This window comes from Peribacillus sp. QJM3NY_7 (assembly GCF_056173225.1).
On sequence record NZ_CM149663.1, the window covers coordinates 5,528,247 to 5,545,508 of the forward strand.

General features: G+C 40.5%; 19 protein-coding genes. 1 reads left to right on the top strand and 18 read right to left on the bottom strand.

Annotated features, from left to right (window positions below; translation table 11 throughout):
* Window positions 1–15 precede the first annotated feature (15 nt).
* The 7 genes from AC0VX1_RS26750 to AC0VX1_RS26780 all read right to left on the bottom strand — a co-directional run bounded on the left by AC0VX1_RS26750 (window position 16) and on the right by AC0VX1_RS26780 (window position 4,881).
* Window positions 16–963, bottom strand: coding sequence for a YybS family protein (locus AC0VX1_RS26750; RefSeq protein WP_475469593.1), 948 nt, complete (start codon window positions 961–963; stop codon window positions 16–18).
* Window positions 964–1,199: 236 nt separating this feature from the next.
* Window positions 1,200–1,439, bottom strand: a complete 240-nt coding sequence (rpsR, locus tag AC0VX1_RS26755) for a 30S ribosomal protein S18 (protein WP_053348323.1) — start codon at window positions 1,437–1,439, stop codon at window positions 1,200–1,202.
* Window positions 1,440–1,487: 48 nt separating this feature from the next.
* Window positions 1,488–2,012: a single-stranded DNA-binding protein gene (ssb, locus tag AC0VX1_RS26760; protein WP_057278276.1), complete on the bottom strand. Its 525-nt coding sequence runs from the start codon at window positions 2,010–2,012 to the stop codon at window positions 1,488–1,490.
* 69 nt (window positions 2,013–2,081) lie between these two features.
* On the bottom strand, window positions 2,082–2,366 hold the full coding sequence (gene rpsF, locus AC0VX1_RS26765; protein ID WP_034316153.1) for a 30S ribosomal protein S6: 285 nt from the start codon (window positions 2,364–2,366) through the stop codon (window positions 2,082–2,084).
* Between the two features lie 194 nt (window positions 2,367–2,560).
* On the bottom strand, window positions 2,561–3,661 hold the full coding sequence (ychF, locus tag AC0VX1_RS26770; RefSeq protein ID WP_034316156.1) for a redox-regulated ATPase YchF: 1,101 nt from the start codon (window positions 3,659–3,661) through the stop codon (window positions 2,561–2,563).
* 165 nt (window positions 3,662–3,826) lie between these two features.
* Window positions 3,827–4,024, bottom strand: a complete 198-nt coding sequence (locus AC0VX1_RS26775; protein WP_034316158.1) for a DUF951 domain-containing protein — start codon at window positions 4,022–4,024, stop codon at window positions 3,827–3,829.
* Window positions 4,025–4,044: 20 nt separating this feature from the next.
* On the bottom strand, window positions 4,045–4,881 hold the full coding sequence (locus tag AC0VX1_RS26780; RefSeq protein WP_475469594.1) for a mechanosensitive ion channel family protein: 837 nt from the start codon (window positions 4,879–4,881) through the stop codon (window positions 4,045–4,047).
* Window positions 4,882–5,252: 371 nt separating this feature from the next.
* On the opposite strand from AC0VX1_RS26780, the gene yyaC reads away from it, so the two are divergent.
* The gene (gene yyaC, locus AC0VX1_RS26785; protein ID WP_053536995.1) at window positions 5,253–5,888 is read left to right on the top strand and encodes a spore protease YyaC; all 636 of its coding nucleotides are present in this window, start codon (window positions 5,253–5,255) and stop codon (window positions 5,886–5,888) included.
* A gap of 49 nt (window positions 5,889–5,937) precedes the next feature.
* Here the strand turns inward: yyaC and AC0VX1_RS26790 are convergent, their stop codons facing one another.
* From AC0VX1_RS26790 to rpmH, 11 genes are all read right to left on the bottom strand, one after another.
* On the bottom strand, window positions 5,938–6,639 hold the full coding sequence (locus AC0VX1_RS26790; RefSeq protein ID WP_053536996.1) for a DUF554 domain-containing protein: 702 nt from the start codon (window positions 6,637–6,639) through the stop codon (window positions 5,938–5,940).
* 52 nt (window positions 6,640–6,691) lie between these two features.
* Window positions 6,692–7,552 (bottom strand): ParB/RepB/Spo0J family partition protein, encoded by an 861-nt coding sequence (locus AC0VX1_RS26795; RefSeq protein ID WP_034316167.1) that lies wholly within the window; start codon window positions 7,550–7,552, stop codon window positions 6,692–6,694.
* The gene (locus AC0VX1_RS26800; protein ID WP_034316249.1) at window positions 7,545–8,306 is read right to left on the bottom strand and encodes a ParA family protein; all 762 of its coding nucleotides are present in this window, start codon (window positions 8,304–8,306) and stop codon (window positions 7,545–7,547) included. The genes AC0VX1_RS26795 and AC0VX1_RS26800 overlap by 8 nt, the downstream gene beginning before the upstream one ends.
* 259 nt (window positions 8,307–8,565) lie before the next feature.
* Window positions 8,566–9,426 (bottom strand): nucleoid occlusion protein, encoded by an 861-nt coding sequence (noc, locus tag AC0VX1_RS26805; protein ID WP_034316169.1) that lies wholly within the window; start codon window positions 9,424–9,426, stop codon window positions 8,566–8,568.
* 381 nt (window positions 9,427–9,807) lie between these two features.
* Window positions 9,808–10,524, bottom strand: a complete 717-nt coding sequence (gene rsmG / locus AC0VX1_RS26810) for a 16S rRNA (guanine(527)-N(7))-methyltransferase RsmG (RefSeq protein WP_034316171.1) — start codon at window positions 10,522–10,524, stop codon at window positions 9,808–9,810.
* Between the two features lie 29 nt (window positions 10,525–10,553).
* Entirely contained in the window at window positions 10,554–12,440 is a 1,887-nt protein-coding gene (mnmG, locus tag AC0VX1_RS26815) for a tRNA uridine-5-carboxymethylaminomethyl(34) synthesis enzyme MnmG (protein WP_475469595.1), read from the bottom strand.
* A 21-nt stretch (window positions 12,441–12,461) separates the two neighbouring features.
* Entirely contained in the window at window positions 12,462–13,847 is a 1,386-nt protein-coding gene (mnmE, locus tag AC0VX1_RS26820) for a tRNA uridine-5-carboxymethylaminomethyl(34) synthesis GTPase MnmE (protein ID WP_413007648.1), read from the bottom strand.
* A gap of 335 nt (window positions 13,848–14,182) precedes the next feature.
* Complete coding sequence (gene jag / locus AC0VX1_RS26825) at window positions 14,183–14,803, bottom strand: RNA-binding cell elongation regulator Jag/EloR (protein ID WP_063574568.1); 621 nt, start codon at window positions 14,801–14,803, stop codon at window positions 14,183–14,185.
* Window positions 14,800–15,588 (bottom strand): YidC family membrane integrase SpoIIIJ, encoded by a 789-nt coding sequence (spoIIIJ, locus tag AC0VX1_RS26830; protein ID WP_053537000.1) that lies wholly within the window; start codon window positions 15,586–15,588, stop codon window positions 14,800–14,802. The genes jag and spoIIIJ overlap by 4 nt, the downstream gene beginning before the upstream one ends.
* Window positions 15,589–15,762: 174 nt before the next feature.
* Window positions 15,763–16,119, bottom strand: coding sequence for a ribonuclease P protein component (rnpA, locus tag AC0VX1_RS26835; protein ID WP_057278285.1), 357 nt, complete (start codon window positions 16,117–16,119; stop codon window positions 15,763–15,765).
* An 80-nt stretch (window positions 16,120–16,199) separates the two neighbouring features.
* Window positions 16,200–16,334 (bottom strand): 50S ribosomal protein L34, encoded by a 135-nt coding sequence (rpmH, locus tag AC0VX1_RS26840; protein WP_034316183.1) that lies wholly within the window; start codon window positions 16,332–16,334, stop codon window positions 16,200–16,202.
* Window positions 16,335–17,262: the final 928 nt, after the last annotated feature.

Consider the following 17,262-nt stretch of genomic DNA (forward strand, 5'->3'; position numbering starts at 1 on the left):
TTACAAAAAAGTCTTCTATTCCTTTTTCTTGATTGTTTCCCTAAAAGGAAAGCCTAAATCTATTATACCTAAAAATCGGACGGCCGTCGTTATAATCGGAATCGGCAGAAGCAAAGAAAAAACCACAATTAAAACAGGTATCGCCTTAACCCATGACTTAACATGAGCGATATAGAATATCAGGGAATATCCTTGTAATAAAATGAAGAACTGCAGTATGAAAAATAGGTTCGTTATGGCCATATATACAAAACTGTTCTTGTCCGTATTCACAAAAAGAGCAAGAAGCATCGTAATTAAATAATACCATAAAAGGCTTTTCGGGAGTCGCAGATCTCGAAAATGAGGCCATTTTAACGCCTTATCACTGAACCTCTTCACAATGGGATGCGCTGCAAAGAAAATCAATAAAACCATGATGACGGACATCAAGACGAACAAACTTGGCATCAGCGTGTTCATCATATCGATCGATTCATACATCCGCTTTTTGACTTGCTCTGTCGGTGCCTGTCCAAAAGTATCCATGATACCGATTGAATTTTCAATGGACCCCTCAAGAATGTTCATCGATTCTTCTATGTAATTAACATCCGTAATCAAAACTGAAGCTGCATACATTAATAAAATGCCCCCCAGAAAGAGAAGGACTGCGCTTATGAACATAGGTGCCATCGGTTTGTCCTTTTTCAAAAAATAGCCGATCGCAATTCCCGTTGCCCCCATGAGCAAGGTCAGCGGAACAGACAATATCGTCCCGATGAGGATCGACAATAACGAGGCTACAAATAAGTAACCAAGGCTCCACGATAACTTTTGTTTGATTGTGACCAGTATGAATGGAATGGGTAAAAAGAAAGTAGTGAAAATACCCAATAGTGGGATTTGAATGGTGATGAACAATAAAATGCAATATAGTGCCAGAAGTGCTCCGCCCTCGGCAATTCGTCTCCCGCTATTCATCTTTATTTCACCCCCTGTTATGATTGATGTCTTATCTCCATCTTTATATTGTATCCGTTACGGCCAGGATATTTCAAACATCACAGTCTTTTTTGGGATATGATTATTTTTTCTGAGGAAAACGCGCGGATAACTTCCTTCTGAAATAAAAAAACCGCCATTCAGCGGTTTACAGGCATAAGTGAAAACTTATTAAAAAAGGCACATTAAGGATAACTCCTCAACGTGCCAATTTATTATTCACCAGATACGTATGGTAGTAATGCCATAGTACGTGAGCGTTTAATAGCAATCGTTAATTTACGTTGATATTTAGCGCTTGTGCCAGTTACACGACGTGGTAAAATTTTACCGCGTTCTGAGACGAATTTTTTAAGAAGATCTGTATCTTTGTAATCAATTTTAGTGATTCCATTAGATGTGAAATAACAAACCTTTTTACGCTTACCGCGTCCTTTACGTCCACCCATTGCCATAATATATTTCCCTCCCTGCTTTTTTGAATTTTCGTTTTAAACGGCTGTTTAAAACGGAAGATCGTCATCTGAAATGTCGATTGTTTTACCGTCATTTGCAAATGGATCATCATCTACACGAGTGTAGTTGTTATTGCTTCGTTGATTCTGATTAGGATTTTGTCCATACGAATTGTTGTCATTTCCGTTATTACCATAACTTCTTTGACCTCCACCGTAAGAACCGCCTTCATTTCTTTCACCCGCTGAACTGCTTCGTGGTTCAAGGAATTGAACGCTCTCAGCCAGAATCTCCGTCACATATACGCGTTTGCCGTCTTGTCCTTCATAATTACGTGTTTGGACACGTCCATCCACGCCAGCTAAACTGCCCTTTTTCAAGAAGTTAGCTACATTTTCTGCCGGTTTACGCCAAACTACACAGTTAATGAAATCCGCTTCACGTTCACCTTGCTGATTCGTAAAACTACGGTTGACAGCTAAAGTAAAGGTAGCTACGGGAACTCCATTAGGTGTATATCGTAATTCAGGATCTTTAGTTAAGCGTCCTACCAAAACTACGCGATTCATCATCAGAATCAACCCCTAGGTTTCAAGCTTGTTTCATGTGAAACAAGATTAGAATTTATATTAATTGTCGAATTAAACTTCTTCTCTAGTAGCCATGTGGCGAATAATGTCTTCACTGATTTTAGCTAGACGATCGAATTCTTGAATCGCAGCACTTTCAGCGTTAACTTTAAGAAGCATGTAGTAACCATCACGGAAATCATTGATTTCATATGCTAGACGGCGTTTACCCCATTCTTTTGCTTCTACTTCCGCACCATTATCAGAAAGGATTGTGTTGAAACGTTCAACTAAAGCTTTTTTAGCTTCTTCCTCAATGTTTGGACGGATGATATACATAATTTCGTATTTTCTCATCACTGTCACCTCCTTTTGGTCTAAGCGGCCCAATTGGGCAAGGAGCAATTATTTATAATTACTCACAAGATAAAATTATAGCATAGTTAAAGAGGCTTTGCAACGAACGGTTCGACTTATTACAATTAAATGTAATCTAATGATTTAAGTCTATAAAAAAGACCCTACATATGGAATGGTAGGGTCTTTGATTCTTATACGTTGAAACGGAAATGGATAACATCGCCATCGTTAACGATGTATTCTTTACCTTCCAAACGAACCTTACCCGCTTCTTTTGCGGCACCATGACTGCCCGCTTCAAGTAAATCGGTATAAGAAACCGTTTCGGCACGAATGAAACCGCGTTCGAAGTCCGTGTGAATGACGCCAGCACATTGAGGGGCTTTCATTCCTTTGCGGAATGTCCAAGCCCGCACTTCCTGTACGCCAGCTGTAAAGTATGTTGCCAATCCAAGCAGATTATAAGAAGCACGGATCAGCTGATCTAGACCTGACTCCTCGATGCCAAGTTCAGATAGGAACATTTCCTTTTCTTCACCTTCAAGCTCTGCAATTTCTTCCTCGATTTTGGCACAAATCACGATTACTTCGGCATTTTCCTTAGCGGCATATTCACGAACTTGCTGAACATATTCATTATCGTCAGCATTCGCCACTTCATCTTCGCTCACGTTCGCCACGTAAAGCGTCGGCTTAGCTGTAAGTAAATGCATGCCCTTCACGATTTTTTGCTGTTCTTCGGTAAACTCGACGGAACGTGCAGGCTTTTCATCTTCCAATGCTTCTTTTAAAGCCACAAGGATTTCATGTTCTGCCACAGCGGCTTTATCTTTTTGCTTGGCCATTTTTCCGACACGGTCGATGCGTTTGACAACAGATTCCAAATCGGCAAGGATCAATTCAAGATTGATGACCTCGATATCATCGATTGGATTTACTTTTCCGGAAACATGGGTAATGTTATCATCTGCAAAGCAACGGACGACTTGACAAATTGCATCCACTTGACGGATATGGGAAAGGAATTTATTACCTAAACCTTCTCCTTTACTTGCCCCTTTTACAATCCCGGCGATATCCGTGAATTCAAATGCTGTCGGAACCGTTTTTTTCGGTTTTACCAATTCAGTCAATTTTTGCAGACGGTGATCTGGCACTTCCACAATCCCTACATTCGGGTCGATCGTACAGAAAGGGTAGTTGGCAGATTCCGCACCTGCCTGAGTTATTGCATTAAATAAAGTGGATTTACCTACGTTAGGCAAACCGACTATACCAGCTGTTAAAGCCATTTATATTTCACTCCTTCAAGATGATTCGTACATATGGGAAAAGAACTGATCTTCTATAAAGACCATCCAATACCTAAACCTTTCCCAATTATAGATTTCGCTCCCTAAAAAGACAAGTAAATCATGAGAAACGCCGGACTACTTTCACTCCAAAAAAAAGCATGATCACTCCTCATGCTTTTGCAGAACTTTTTTCATTTTCTTCGCGAATTCACGTCGAGGCAGCATCACGCTATGACCGCATCCTTCACATTTTATCCGGATATCCATTCCGAGCCGTATAATTCTCCACTTATTCACTCCACAGGGATGTGGTTTCTTCATTTCCACAATATCCTTAAGTGCAAATTCCTTTTCTTCCATAATCATGAGCCCCCCAATTCCTATGACTCGCTGCCATTGTACGTAGATTTAATCCCACTTGCATCAAGCGCAGCACTTATTTCTTTTCTTAATGTCCTACTGATTTCAATATGATGCATCGGCTTTGTTTCCGCTTTAATCCGAAAGACGATTTCTTCAGGACTGATTTTTTCAATTCCCAAAAATTCAGGTGCTTTGATCAAGGCTTCGTATTTGCCTTCCATACTGTTTAAAAGATCAATCAGCACCTTCTCAGCACGCTCGGTCGATCCATCGTTAGGTATGGTCACATCAACAATTGCCATACTATTTAAAATGGAATAATTCGTAACCTGGATGATGCTGCCGTTGGGTATGAAGTGCAATTCACCTACACCGCTTTTAATTTTCGTCGTACGAAGCCCGATTTCAATGACTTCCCCTTCAAAAGTATTGATTTTAATATAATCCCCAACCGAGAACTGATCTTCAAAGATAACGAAAAACCCGGTAATTATATCCTTGACCAAACTTTGTGCGCCAAATCCAATGGCCAAACCGAGAACACCGGCACCAGCGAGTAATGGCATTACATGAAGACCAAGAATCTCCAGAATCATCAACAAGGCAATGAAATTGATGACATAGGTAATGATATTTTCCAGCAATTTAATGAGTGTCGCTTCCCTGCGTTCCGTTACCCGAATGGGACTTCTTAAACGTGCTTTGAAAAATTTATTCAGAATAGTCTTTCCTATTGTAATAATAATACGCGATAACAGCAGAACAAGGAAGATTTTAATAATCCCCTCACCCATCAGCAGCCATATCTTTTCATCCAATATCTCTTTTGCAACGTTATCATAAATGCGATCCATATTTTCCTCCTGCCTAATGCAAATAACAGCAAATCTATTATATCTTCGACGTATTCCTCTACCCTCCATGCATGGAGGTAACCATGAAATAGCGAGATTTTCTCTATTTTATCAATAAATAATGGTTTCTGTACAAAAAAATTATGGGTATATAGTTAATAGAATTTAGAAATTTTATCCCGAACATTCAAATGATTATTTACTAGAAAGTATAGATGAAAGCAATTGGTAGAGGATAACGTCGATTCATATCCCCTTCACCTGTTTGCATGTTTTGCAAAAAATTCCCTCACCCATCATGTTAAATACCGTATATTTTCCCCTTTTTATCCGTATACTGTAATACCAAATAAAGTAAAGGAGTTGAGCCGATGAATCTGAATTCTAGTCTATTTAATAATAATAAAAATAGATTAAGTCGCATCCTGCATGAAGATACGGATGCATCCAAACAAATTTCCCAGGAATTAATCAACCTCCTCCCAACAGGAAAGCTTCAACCAATCGTCATCGTCTGCATAGGCACAGACCGTTCCACAGGCGATTCACTCGGACCACTTGTCGGCACTCTGCTTAGTGAAAAGGCTGAAAACAGTTCTTCTTCATTCCATGTTTATGGTACTCTGGATGACCCTATACATGCGATGAATTTACAGGAAAAATTAAATGAAATTAAAAAGCTGCATGCCAATGCCTTTATAGTCGGAATCGATGCTTGCTTGGGGAAAATGAAAAGCGTCGGCATCGTTCAGATTGGCCAGGGACCAGTTAAACCGGGTGCCGGGGTCAATAAAGACCTTCCTTCCGTCGGAAATGCCCATATTACAGGAATCGTGAATGTAAGTGGATTCATGGAGTTCATGGTCTTGCAGAACACGCGTCTTAATCTTGTGCTAAAAATGGCGAAAACCATTGCCGAGGGGATTTATGAAGCACAAAACCATTATCCAATAAAACCTTCCATCACTCCTTTCACATGGTCATTCAAGCAAGAAAAAACCCTTTGATCGGTTTTTTCATAAAAAAGAAGGAAGGGGCCAGCCCCTTCCTTCTTTTTTATACATAATACATGAAAGTAACCAGAATGGCCGTGATCATTATGCCCGGAAGCAGATTCGCCACCCTGATTTTGGTGACACCGATAATATTCAAACCAATCGCCAAAATCATGACACCGCCAGTTGCCGTCATTTCCAATATGAAGGAATCCATTAATGCAGATGGGATCATCGTATTGATTTGCCTTGAAAAAACCGCCAGGAATCCCTCATAAAGAATGATAGGAAATGCTGAAAAAAGTACCCCTATGCCTAACGTGCTGGCGAGGACAAGTGCTGTGAATCCATCGATTATCGCCTTTGTTATCAAAACGTCGTGATCATTCCGGATACCGCTATCCAGGGCACCAATAATGGCCATCGCCCCAATTCCAAATATGAGCGTAGCCGTTACAAACCCCTGAGATATCGAGGTTCCTTCCTTCGCTTTCATCCTGCGTTCAATCCAATTGCCTAAAGAATTAAGCCTGCCCTCAAGATTCATCCATTCACCGAGGACCGCCCCGCCGACAATACTTAAAATGACAACAAGGAAATTATCGCTTTTAAACCCCATCTGCAAGCCTAAAACCATCACGGCTAAACCGATACCGCTCATGACCGTTTCTTTAATCTTCTCAGGTATATGTTGTAAAAACCTTCCTAAAATCGAGCCGATTAAAATGCAGGCACCGTTCACCAAAGCCCCTAATAATACCATCTCATCCACCTAATTTTCTGCATATGTCTTCATGATCTTTTCATAAGGGGATCTAAGAGGAAAGGTTCTCTTGATCGATCAAGTTCAAAATTCTCTCTAAATCTTCTTTTGAAAAGAACTCTATTTCTATTTTTCCTTTTTTCTTGCTTTGTTTTATCGTTACGCTCGTTCCTAGTCTTTCACGCAGACTTGTCTCCCTTTGCTTTATGAAGATATCTTTTTTCTCTTGTTTCTTAGGTTTGGTTTCACGTGAAACGGTATCATTCAATTGATGTATATACTGCTCCAGCTGTCTGACATTCATACCTTCCTTGAGGACTTTATCCGCTACCGGCTTGAGCATCTCTTTTTTCTTTAAACCCAGCAATGCCCGGCCATGTCCCATGGATATTTCCCCGTCGGAGATATATCTCCTAATTCCTTCAGGCAAAGATAGTAATCTAACATGGTTCGCAATATGGGGTCGGCTTTTTCCCAGCCGGTTGGCCAGCTGCTCCTGGGTGAATTCCAATTTTTCAAGAAGCGTTTGATAAGCGGCAGCCTCTTCGATCGGATTCAAATCTTCCCGTTGCAGGTTTTCCAAAATCGCCAGTTCCATCATCTGCTGTTCACTCAATTCCCTCACAACGACTGGAACTGTCTTTAAATCAGCTTCCTTGGCAGCACGATAACGCCTTTCCCCAGCCACGATTTCATATCCCTTAATACTTTTCCGGGCAATAATCGGCTGTAATATCCCATGCTCCATGATGGATTGCTTTAATTCCTCTATAGCTTCTAGCCGAAAGCTCTTTCGGGGCTGATAAGGATTTGGCCTTAATTCCCTTAATTTGATTTCGCGCACGATTTCATCTTTACTGATCTCCCCACTGTTGAAAAGTGCGTTAAGTCCTTTGCCAAGCCCTTTAGCCATTTGATACCACTTCCTTTGCCAATTCTAGATAGACCTCCGCCCCTCGTGACTTTGGATCATATATAATTATCGGTTCTCCATGGCTCGGTGCTTCACTCAAACGGACATTGCGGGGAATGATGGTTTGGTAGACTTTATCCTGAAAGTATTTTTTGACTTCTTCTATGACCTGGAGACCTAAATTTGTTCTTGCATCCAACATCGTCAATAGCACACCCTCGATTTTCAAATCATGGTTCAAATGCTTTTGGACGAGGCGGACCGTATTCAATAGTTGACTCAAACCCTCCAATGCATAATATTCACATTGTACTGGGATCAAAACAGCATCGGCAGCCGTTAAGGCATTAAGCGTAAGCAAACCCAATGATGGAGGGCAGTCAATCACAATGTAATCATACTGGCTTTGCACCTCTTCTAACGCCCTTTTTAATCGGACTTCCCTTGAGATGGTTGGAACAAGTTCAATTTCTGCACCTGCAAGTTGAATTGTCGCAGGTATAGCATATAGGTTTTCCACCTTTGTTTCCATGATAACGGTACTGGCTTCAACATCATCAACCAATACATCATAAATACATTGTTCCACATCTGCTTTGTCAATACCTGCACCGCTTGTCGCATTTCCCTGCGGGTCAATATCGACCATTAAGACTTTCTGTCCAATGTATGCAAGACAAGCACTTAAACTGACAGAAGTTGTCGTTTTTCCAACACCGCCCTTTTGATTGGCAATGGCGAGAATCTTACCCACGAATTCACCCGCTTTCAACTATCTTCATGACGCTATATCTATTGATTTTTACCGTGAATCCAATTATTTCTTCTATTTTATCATGAATGTTACTGGAAGAAATCGTTTTCTGAAATTCCTCTTAAAATTTGAAATACTTCTAAAAGCATTGAAAATCCAGGAAAAGTTGAATGTTTTAAAGGTGGAAAATGCCAGTTTTGGAGAGAAAATAAAAAAAGCTTGGTAATCGGAGACTACCAAGCGGGCTAAGGATGGGGAATCAAGTTTTTTTCTTGGGTATTTTAATCGTGAACTGATAATACTCCTCGAATTCTTCTTCCTCTGCATCTAGATTTATTCCATTGTCTGTAACCATACTGAGTGATTGGCGGATGGTATTCACGGCAATCCTCATGTCTTTACTAAACGCTTTTCGCTTAGGTTTCGGCTTCTGCACAGTACCCGTTAAGAGCTTGACGACCTGCTCTTCGGTTTGCTTGACGTTTAACCCTTTTTCGATGATTTCCAAAAGCAGTTTCAACTGCTTTTCAGGACTCTTTAACGGTATCAACGAGCGGGCATGGCGTTCCGTAATTTGCTTTTGAAGAAGTGCATCCTGAACCTCCTGCGGCAGCTTAAGCAGCCGAAGCTTATTCGCCACGGTGGATTGACCAATTCCCAGTCTTTGTGCCAGGGCTTCTTGGGTTAAACTATGCAGCTCCAATAGTTTTCCGTAGGCCAAAGCTTCTTCAATCGGTGTCAGTTCTTCACGCTGAAGGTTTTCTATCAGCGCAACGGAAGCCGTTTCTGTATCGGTGAAATCTTTGATTATAGCAGGTGCCAATTCCCAGCCAAGCTTTTGCATGGCCCGGAAACGACGCTCACCTGCAATGATTTCATATTTTCCCTGACCATAAGCCCTTACTACAATTGGTTGAATGATCCCATGTGTATGGATCGTTTGAGCCAATTCGGCAATTTTATCGTCATTAAAAACGGTCCTTGGTTGAAATCGATTAGGCACAATGTCGGAAATGGAAATTTTTCTTATTTCTTCATTATTATTGCTAGGTGTCTCCATCTCTAGTTGCTCTTCTTCTTTTTCGCCAAACCCAAAGAACCGCGAAAAAGGATGCTTCATCTTCCTACACCACCTTTTAAAACTCCCAAATAACATATTCTCTATTTATAGGACAAGTCCTGCATACATTTCCCGACATGGTTATACATATGTCCCTTCACTGTAAAAAACATGTCGACTGGCGCCATCAAGGCAATAATGAGGGTCGACGGCCAGTTTTTATAAATATCGGCCGGCTTTCCCAAAATTATTTCCCTGAATCAGCAAGCTAAGGGCACACGTCTTAACCTGTACCGAAAATGCCTTCTTGTTGGCAAATGCAGTATTAAGTGAAAATAATAAGGTCATACCTTTATAGTAAAAGAAAATAAGGGCAAGTACCAGCCATATATATATGAATCCTCTGCTCTTACTATGAAAACATACTTTATCGTACAGAGGTTATTCAATAGGCTGCTTATTCGGTGTCCCTGGTTTTCTTGGGTATTTTTTAGGAGTCTTCTTCACTTTTTTTACAGTAATGATGTTTCTTTCACTATTTTCCTCTGGCAATGTGAAAGGATGAATTTCTTCGATTTCTCCGCCTAATGTAAAAATGGCCTTCTTCCCTGTGTCCATTTCATCTTGTGCACTAGCCGCTTTCATGGCAATGAACGTCCCATCCAGTTTAACAAGCGGCAAACATAGTTCACTTAAAACCGACATCCTGGCTACCGCCCTCGCCATGACAATATCATAGGATTCGCGATGCTCCGGTTTTTGGGCGAAGGTTTCCGCCCGGTCATGATAAAAGGAAACTCCCTTTAATTGCAGGGAATCCGCAAGGTGATTCAAAAAAGAAATTCGCTTATTCAAGGAATCCACAATCGAGACGTGGATATCAGGGAAACAAATCTTCAATGGAATACTCGGGAATCCAGCTCCAGCCCCAACATCGCAAATTCGATAGGATTCGTTAAAGTCGAAATAGAAGGCTGCACTGATTGAATCATAAAAATGCTTTAGATAAACTTCTTCTTTATCTGTGATGGCTGTTAAGTTCATCTTTTCGTTCCATTCCACCAATAATCGATAATACGTGTCAAACTGATCAAGCTGTTGAGGAGAAAGCTCAATCCCTTTCTCCAGCAGTGCTTGTTGGAACTGTTCAATATTCATGTTTTTTCAATCCTTTTCGGGTATTTCCGTTACTGAGATACTCTAGCAATCTTACCTTGTTCCAAATAAACAAGCAGAATGGAAACATCAGCGGGATTCACACCGGAAATTCTTGAAGCCTGAGCTACTGATAGCGGGTGGACCTGCTTTAATTTTTGACGTGCTTCCGTTGCAAGACCAGAAATTGCATCATAATCGATATTCTCTGGAATCTTTTTGTTCTCCATTTTTTTCAGGCGATCGACTTGCTGCAAGGATTTTTCGATATATCCTTCATACTTGATCTGGATTTCGACCTGTTCCGTCACTTCTTCACTCAGTTCGACATCACTTGGCGCCAACTTCTGAATATGGGAATAATCCATTTCAGGCCTTTTCAATAAATCGGAGGCACGGATTCCATCCTTTAATTCACTGCCGCCACTTGCAGTAATGACTTCTTGCACCTCTTTGGTCGGTTTGATGAAGTTTGATTTCAATCGTTCCTTTTCCAGTTCAACTGCTTCTTTTTTAATAAGGAAACGTTTGTAGCGTTCTTCTTTGATCATTCCGATATTGAATCCAATTTCGGTTAAGCGTAGATCGGCATTATCATGACGCAATAATAAACGATATTCTGCACGTGAAGTCAGCAATCGGTATGGTTCATTCGTGCCTTTCGTTACAAGGTCATCAATGAGAACACCAATATAGGCATCTGAACGGCTTAAAATCAGTTCTTCCTTACCCATTGCATTCAATCCTGCATTAATACCGGCCATCAATCCTTGTCCTGCTGCTTCTTCATAGCCGGATGTCCCGTTAATTTGGCCTGCAGTATATAGATTTTTGATTTTCTTCGTTTCAAGTGTAGGCCATAGCTGCGTAGGAACGATGGCATCATATTCAATTGCATATCCAGCACGCATCATTTCCGCTTTTTCAAGTCCCGGAATTGTTTGCAGGATTTTCACTTGCACATCTTCAGGCAGACTGGTGGATAAACCTTGCACATAAACTTCCTTTGTATTGCGACCTTCAGGTTCCAAGAAGATTTGATGCCGTGGCTTATCATTAAAACGAACGACTTTATCTTCTATCGATGGACAATAACGCGGTCCGGTTCCTTTAATCATTCCGGAATACATTGGTGAACGGTGTAAATTCTCATCAATGAGCTGATGTGTACCCTCATTCGTATACGTTAACCAGCATGGCAATTGATCTGTTATGAACTTTGTCGTTTCATAAGAAAAGGCACGAGGCACTTCATCGCCAGGCTGAATTTCCGTTTTGCTGTAGTCTATGGAAGAACTATTCACACGTGGAGGCGTTCCTGTTTTAAAACGGACCAAATCAAATCCTAGCTGCTCCAAGTGTTCAGAAAGCCTGATGGAAGGCTGCTGATTATTAGGGCCGCTTGAATATTTCAGTTCCCCTAAAATGATTTCACCGCGTAAATATGTTCCCGTCGTGATTACGACAGTTTTCGCACGGTACACCGCACCAGTTTTAGTGATGACACCCGTACATACATCGTTTTCAATAATTAATTCCTCTACCATTCCTTGAATCAATGTCAAATTTTCTTGGTCTTCTATCGTCTTTTTCATTTCTTGCTGATAGAGAAATTTATCTGCCTGCGCCCGCAGCGCACGAACGGCCGGACCTTTTGCCGTATTGAGCATCCTCATTTGAATATGGGTCTTGTCGATATTTCTTCCCATTTCACCGCCTAAAGCGTCAATTTCCCTAACGACTATCCCTTTTGCCGGTCCGCCGACGGAGGGATTGCATGGCATAAAGGCGACCATATCCAGGTTAATGGTGATCATCAACGTTTTAGCTCCTACTCTTGCAGCTGCAAGGCCCGCCTCACTGCCAGCATGACCGGCACCAATAACAATGACATCATAGCTACCTGCTTCGTATTGCATATCCTTTTCCTCCTTTTACGCTTATTTTCCTAAACAAAATTGAGAGAACAATTGGTTGATCAAATTATCCTGAACGCTTTCGCCAATGATTTCTCCAAGTAACTCCCATGCTTTCGTGAAATCGATTTGAACCAAATCAACCGGCGTACCCATTTCAATAGCATCAATTGCATCTTCGATAGCCTGTAATGCCTGCCCAAGCAAAGCTATATGCCTTGCATTGGACACATAGGTCAGGTCTCCCGTTTCTAAAGAACCTTCGAAAAATAAAGAAGCGATCGCTTCTTCCAATTCATCGACCCCTCGATCTTCCAGTAATGAAGTCGTAACGACTTTATGGGATGCAGCCATTTCCTTAACTTTTGCCATATCGATTTTTTGTGGAAGGTCTGTTTTATTGATGATAACGATAACATCCATTCCCTCAACCGCTTGGAATAGTTTCTCATCTTCAGTAGTGAAATCATCGGAATAGTTCAATACAAGCAATATTAAATCCGCTTCTTTTAATACTGCACGAGACCGTTCAACTCCAATTCGTTCAACGATATCTTCCGTTTCGCGAATTCCTGCTGTATCGACAAGTTTAAGCGGTACACCGCGAACATTGACATACTCTTCAATAACATCACGTGTTGTACCTGGAATATCAGTGACGATGGCTTTGTTTTCATGAACTAAGCTGTTAAGCAATGAAGATTTTCCGACATTAGGACGACCTATGATAACGGTCGCAAGTCCATCCCGAAGTATTTTCCCTTGTTGGGCCGTGTGAAGCAGCTTCTCTATTTCATTCTTCACATAACTGCCTTTTTCCAAAAATAAACGATGCGTCATTTCTTCGACATCATCATATTCCGGATAATCTATATTTACCTCGACTTGAGCGAGGGTCTGTAAAATTTCCTGACGCAGACTTTGGATTAATTTCGAAAGCCGGCCTTCCATTTGACCTAATGCAACATTCATGGCTTTATCCGTTTTAGCACGGATTAAATCCATAACGGCCTCAGCTTGGGAAAGATCGATCCTGCCATTCAAAAAAGCCCGTTTCGTAAATTCACCAGGTTCCGCTAAACGAGCACCTTGTGAGAGAATAAGCTGCAGTACCCTATTGACCGAAACGATTCCACCGTGACAATTTATTTCAACTACATCTTCCCTTGTAAATGTCTTTGGACCCATCATGACCGAAACCATGACTTCCTCTATGATTTCACCTGTTTTAGGCTGGATAAGGTGGCCATAATGAATCGTATGTGATTTCACTTCAAGCAATCCTTTTCCACCTGGTCCTTTAAAGATCCTATCGGCTATTTCTATGGCCTCATCACCGCTGATTCTAACGATGGCGATTGCCCCTTCCCCTAAGGGAGTAGAGATAGCGGTGATTGTATCGAATTCCATGCTTTCACCTCTTATATATTGATGGTTCTATTTTTTTCTGATAATAAAATCGTCGAATCCCTAAATTACTACAATACCACAGTATATTCATGAAAAAAAGTAGATACTCCTTCCTTCCAAGAGTTATCCACACGCCGTTAATCCATATTCTGTAACAACCATTTTAACTTATCCACATGTGAATAACAAATATCACCCGCTTCATTTTCTTCCATCCCCTTTAAGGATCAAGAAAATATAATAAAATTGTCACTTATTGTTGAATGGAAAATTCGCAAAAAAAATATTCGACATTCATCCCTAAAAAAAAGAACCCCTGCTTAAAAGCAGAAGGTTCATTTAAGTGGAGTGATGACCAAGTGACGATATGGCTCCGTCCCACTTGAGGTTGTTTTTATTTTTGGATAATCCAGGAGAGCATTATGGATGACCTTACGTTCATAGGATGGCATCGGCTCCAGTGAAACAGCTTTACCTGTTTTCGTGGCTTTATTTGCCATTCTTTCAGCCAATTGGATTAAGGTGTCATTGCGGCGGCTTCGATAATCTTCTGCATCTACGGTAATATTCAAATACTGCTTCGAATATCGATTTGCTACCAGCTGTGCTAAATACTGAAGTGAATTTAGTGTTTGCCCCCTTTTTCCAATCAATAATGCAATTTTATCACCCGATAAATGGAATGTTACGTTCTTACCTTTACGGGTGACATTTATTTGTGCATTGACTCCCATATCGACGCAGACATTCTTCAAAAATCCAAGTGTCTCTTCAATGGGATCCGGAGGCAATGTCACATGGACGATTGCCTTCCTTGCACCAAATAAACCAAAAAATCCTTTTTTTCCTTCATCTTCTACTTCAATCTCCACGCGATCCTTAGTGCTGTTCAGTTGAGCTAAAGCTAAATTTACTGCTTCTTCGACAGATTGTCCTGTAGCAGTCACTTTTTTCACTTTTTCTTTGCCCCTCCCGCGTTTTCCGCAGCTGCTTTTCTAAGATCCGGACCTTTGATGAAATATGTTTGAACGATACCAAAAATGTTACCAACTACCCAGTAAAGAGAAAGAGCAGCGGGGAAATTAATAGCAAATACAACAATCATGATTGGCATGATGTAAAGCATCATCGTCATTTGTGCCGCCATTTGTGGATTCGAATTCATTCCAGCCATGGACATCTTTTGCTGGATGAAAGTCGTGATACCTGCAACGACCGGTAAAACATAAACAGGATCCGGGGAACCTAAATCAAACCAAAGAAAACTATGTAAAGCAATTTCTTCCGTACGGCTGATTGCATGGTAAAATCCGATCAAAATCGGCATTTGCACCAATATCGGCAAACACCCCGCCAATGGATTCACATTATATTTCGAAAATAGGGCCATTGTTTCTTGCTGTAGTTTTTGTTGTGTGGCAGCATCTTTTGAGCTGTATTTAGCTTGAAGTTCTTTCATTTCAGGCTGAATGGCCTGCATGGCTTTCGAGCTTTTCACCTGTTTGATCATTAATGGAAGCAATGCCAGGCGAATGATCAGTGTAACGCCGATGATTCCCAAACCATAGTTCTCGCCGAATGCTTCGGAAAGCCAGATGATCAGGGCTGATAATGGATAGACAATGTATGAATTCCAAAAACCTTCACTATCCGCAGTAATAGGTTCTTTAATTTCCGTACACCCTGCCAACAGCATCATTATCGAGGCTAGTCCAATAATGAGTAATATTCGTTTTTTCAACCGTAATTTCCTCCTAACTGCAATCAATCTTTTTTGAAACAATTGTGAACTGTTTATTAGAAGATTTCAAGGAAAAGTAATCCACTTTTTCCACAGTTACAATCGGAATTTTCTATGTCATCTTACTTAAGTAACCATATGATACGAGGAGTCTTATTCGATATTAAGGGGACTTTATTGTTTTTTCATTTTAAAGTTTAGTGATTTAGAACGTTTCAGGACATGTATCAAGCTGCTTTTCACCTGGAAAAAGTCCATCTCCGCCGCTGGTTTTCGAGCAATCACAATATAATCCTTACCCTCTTCTATATCTTCTTTCAATTCCAAAAACGCTTGCCGTATGTATCTTTTGATTTGGTTTCTCATAACGGCGTTCCCGATTTTTTTACTGACAGAAAGGCCGATCCTAAAATGATCCTGACCCGGCTTTTCAAGGACATAGACAACGAATTGCCGATTAGCAGAAGATTCACCTTTTTTAAACACAAGCTGAAATTCATCCTCTTTCTTAATCCTTAACTTTTTTTTCATTTTTACACCTTCATTACATGAATTGAGTCTCAGTAAATCCCTTATTTTGCGAAAAAAGACCACTGAGACTTTTCAGTGGTCTATGCAGATAATACTTTTCTGCCCTTACGGCGACGTGCAGCGATTACTCTACGTCCGTTTTTCGTGCTCATACGTGCACGGAAACCGTGAACTTTACTATGTTTGCGGTTATTCGGTTGATAAGTTCTTTTCATTATATGACACCTCCCTGAGGAATAACAGTTAAAGACAGTCTTTACAATTATATAGATGGAGGTTTCTACTTGTCAACCTCATCCATAAAAAATTTCTTTTTTTAATGCTCAATGTCCAGTAGGCCTTTTTTTACTACCTAGCCTATTGTAAATGATTTTGCTCCGAACTGATATAGAAATTTTTGGGGAAGGGCAAATTTCCATCATTTTATCCATGGGCATGAATATGAGATTCGCAAGTAATCCTCCCTTTCGACACACCATTCGACAAATTATAAGAACGAACCTGAATCCCTTTCGATCTTTCCCCATGCAGGTCTTCCGGCTTGAACACCTGGTTCATCTCAAATTAATTCGAGCCTATAATCATGGTCTGTGGATAAAATTCGACATGTTTTTTTCTATCCACATCCCATTTTAGAGACTTTTGCACATAACAATGGCCTGTGGAAAAGTTTTTCCCACAAGCCCGGTAAGTTGTGGATAAAGTTTTCTAACCCATTGCAAGACGCCTGAATTTCTGATATTATATTTGTGTTTTCACTCTGAATAACTTTATCAACAGGTAACGTTTATCCACAGACTGTGAATAACTTGTGGATAGTTTATCCGACCTGTGTATATTAATCTGTCCACAGATGGTGGATATTGTCGAAAACTCTTTTTTCTTCTTTATTATATATTTCTTAAAATACCTGTTGATGAATAAACATTCAAATCTGCACTGGCTCACCAGATGTAGTCTGTACAAAGGTTGTACAGCGCAAGATATAGTTTTGGGCACTTCACATTACACAACACAAAAATTCCTTAATACAGCTCACCGAACCTTTGCTGTCAAAATTAATATGAAGACGGCAATCGATGAGTTTATTTGTGCCTATACATTTAGATACAATAAAATTTTTTTTGCAAAGGAGGGATAAGT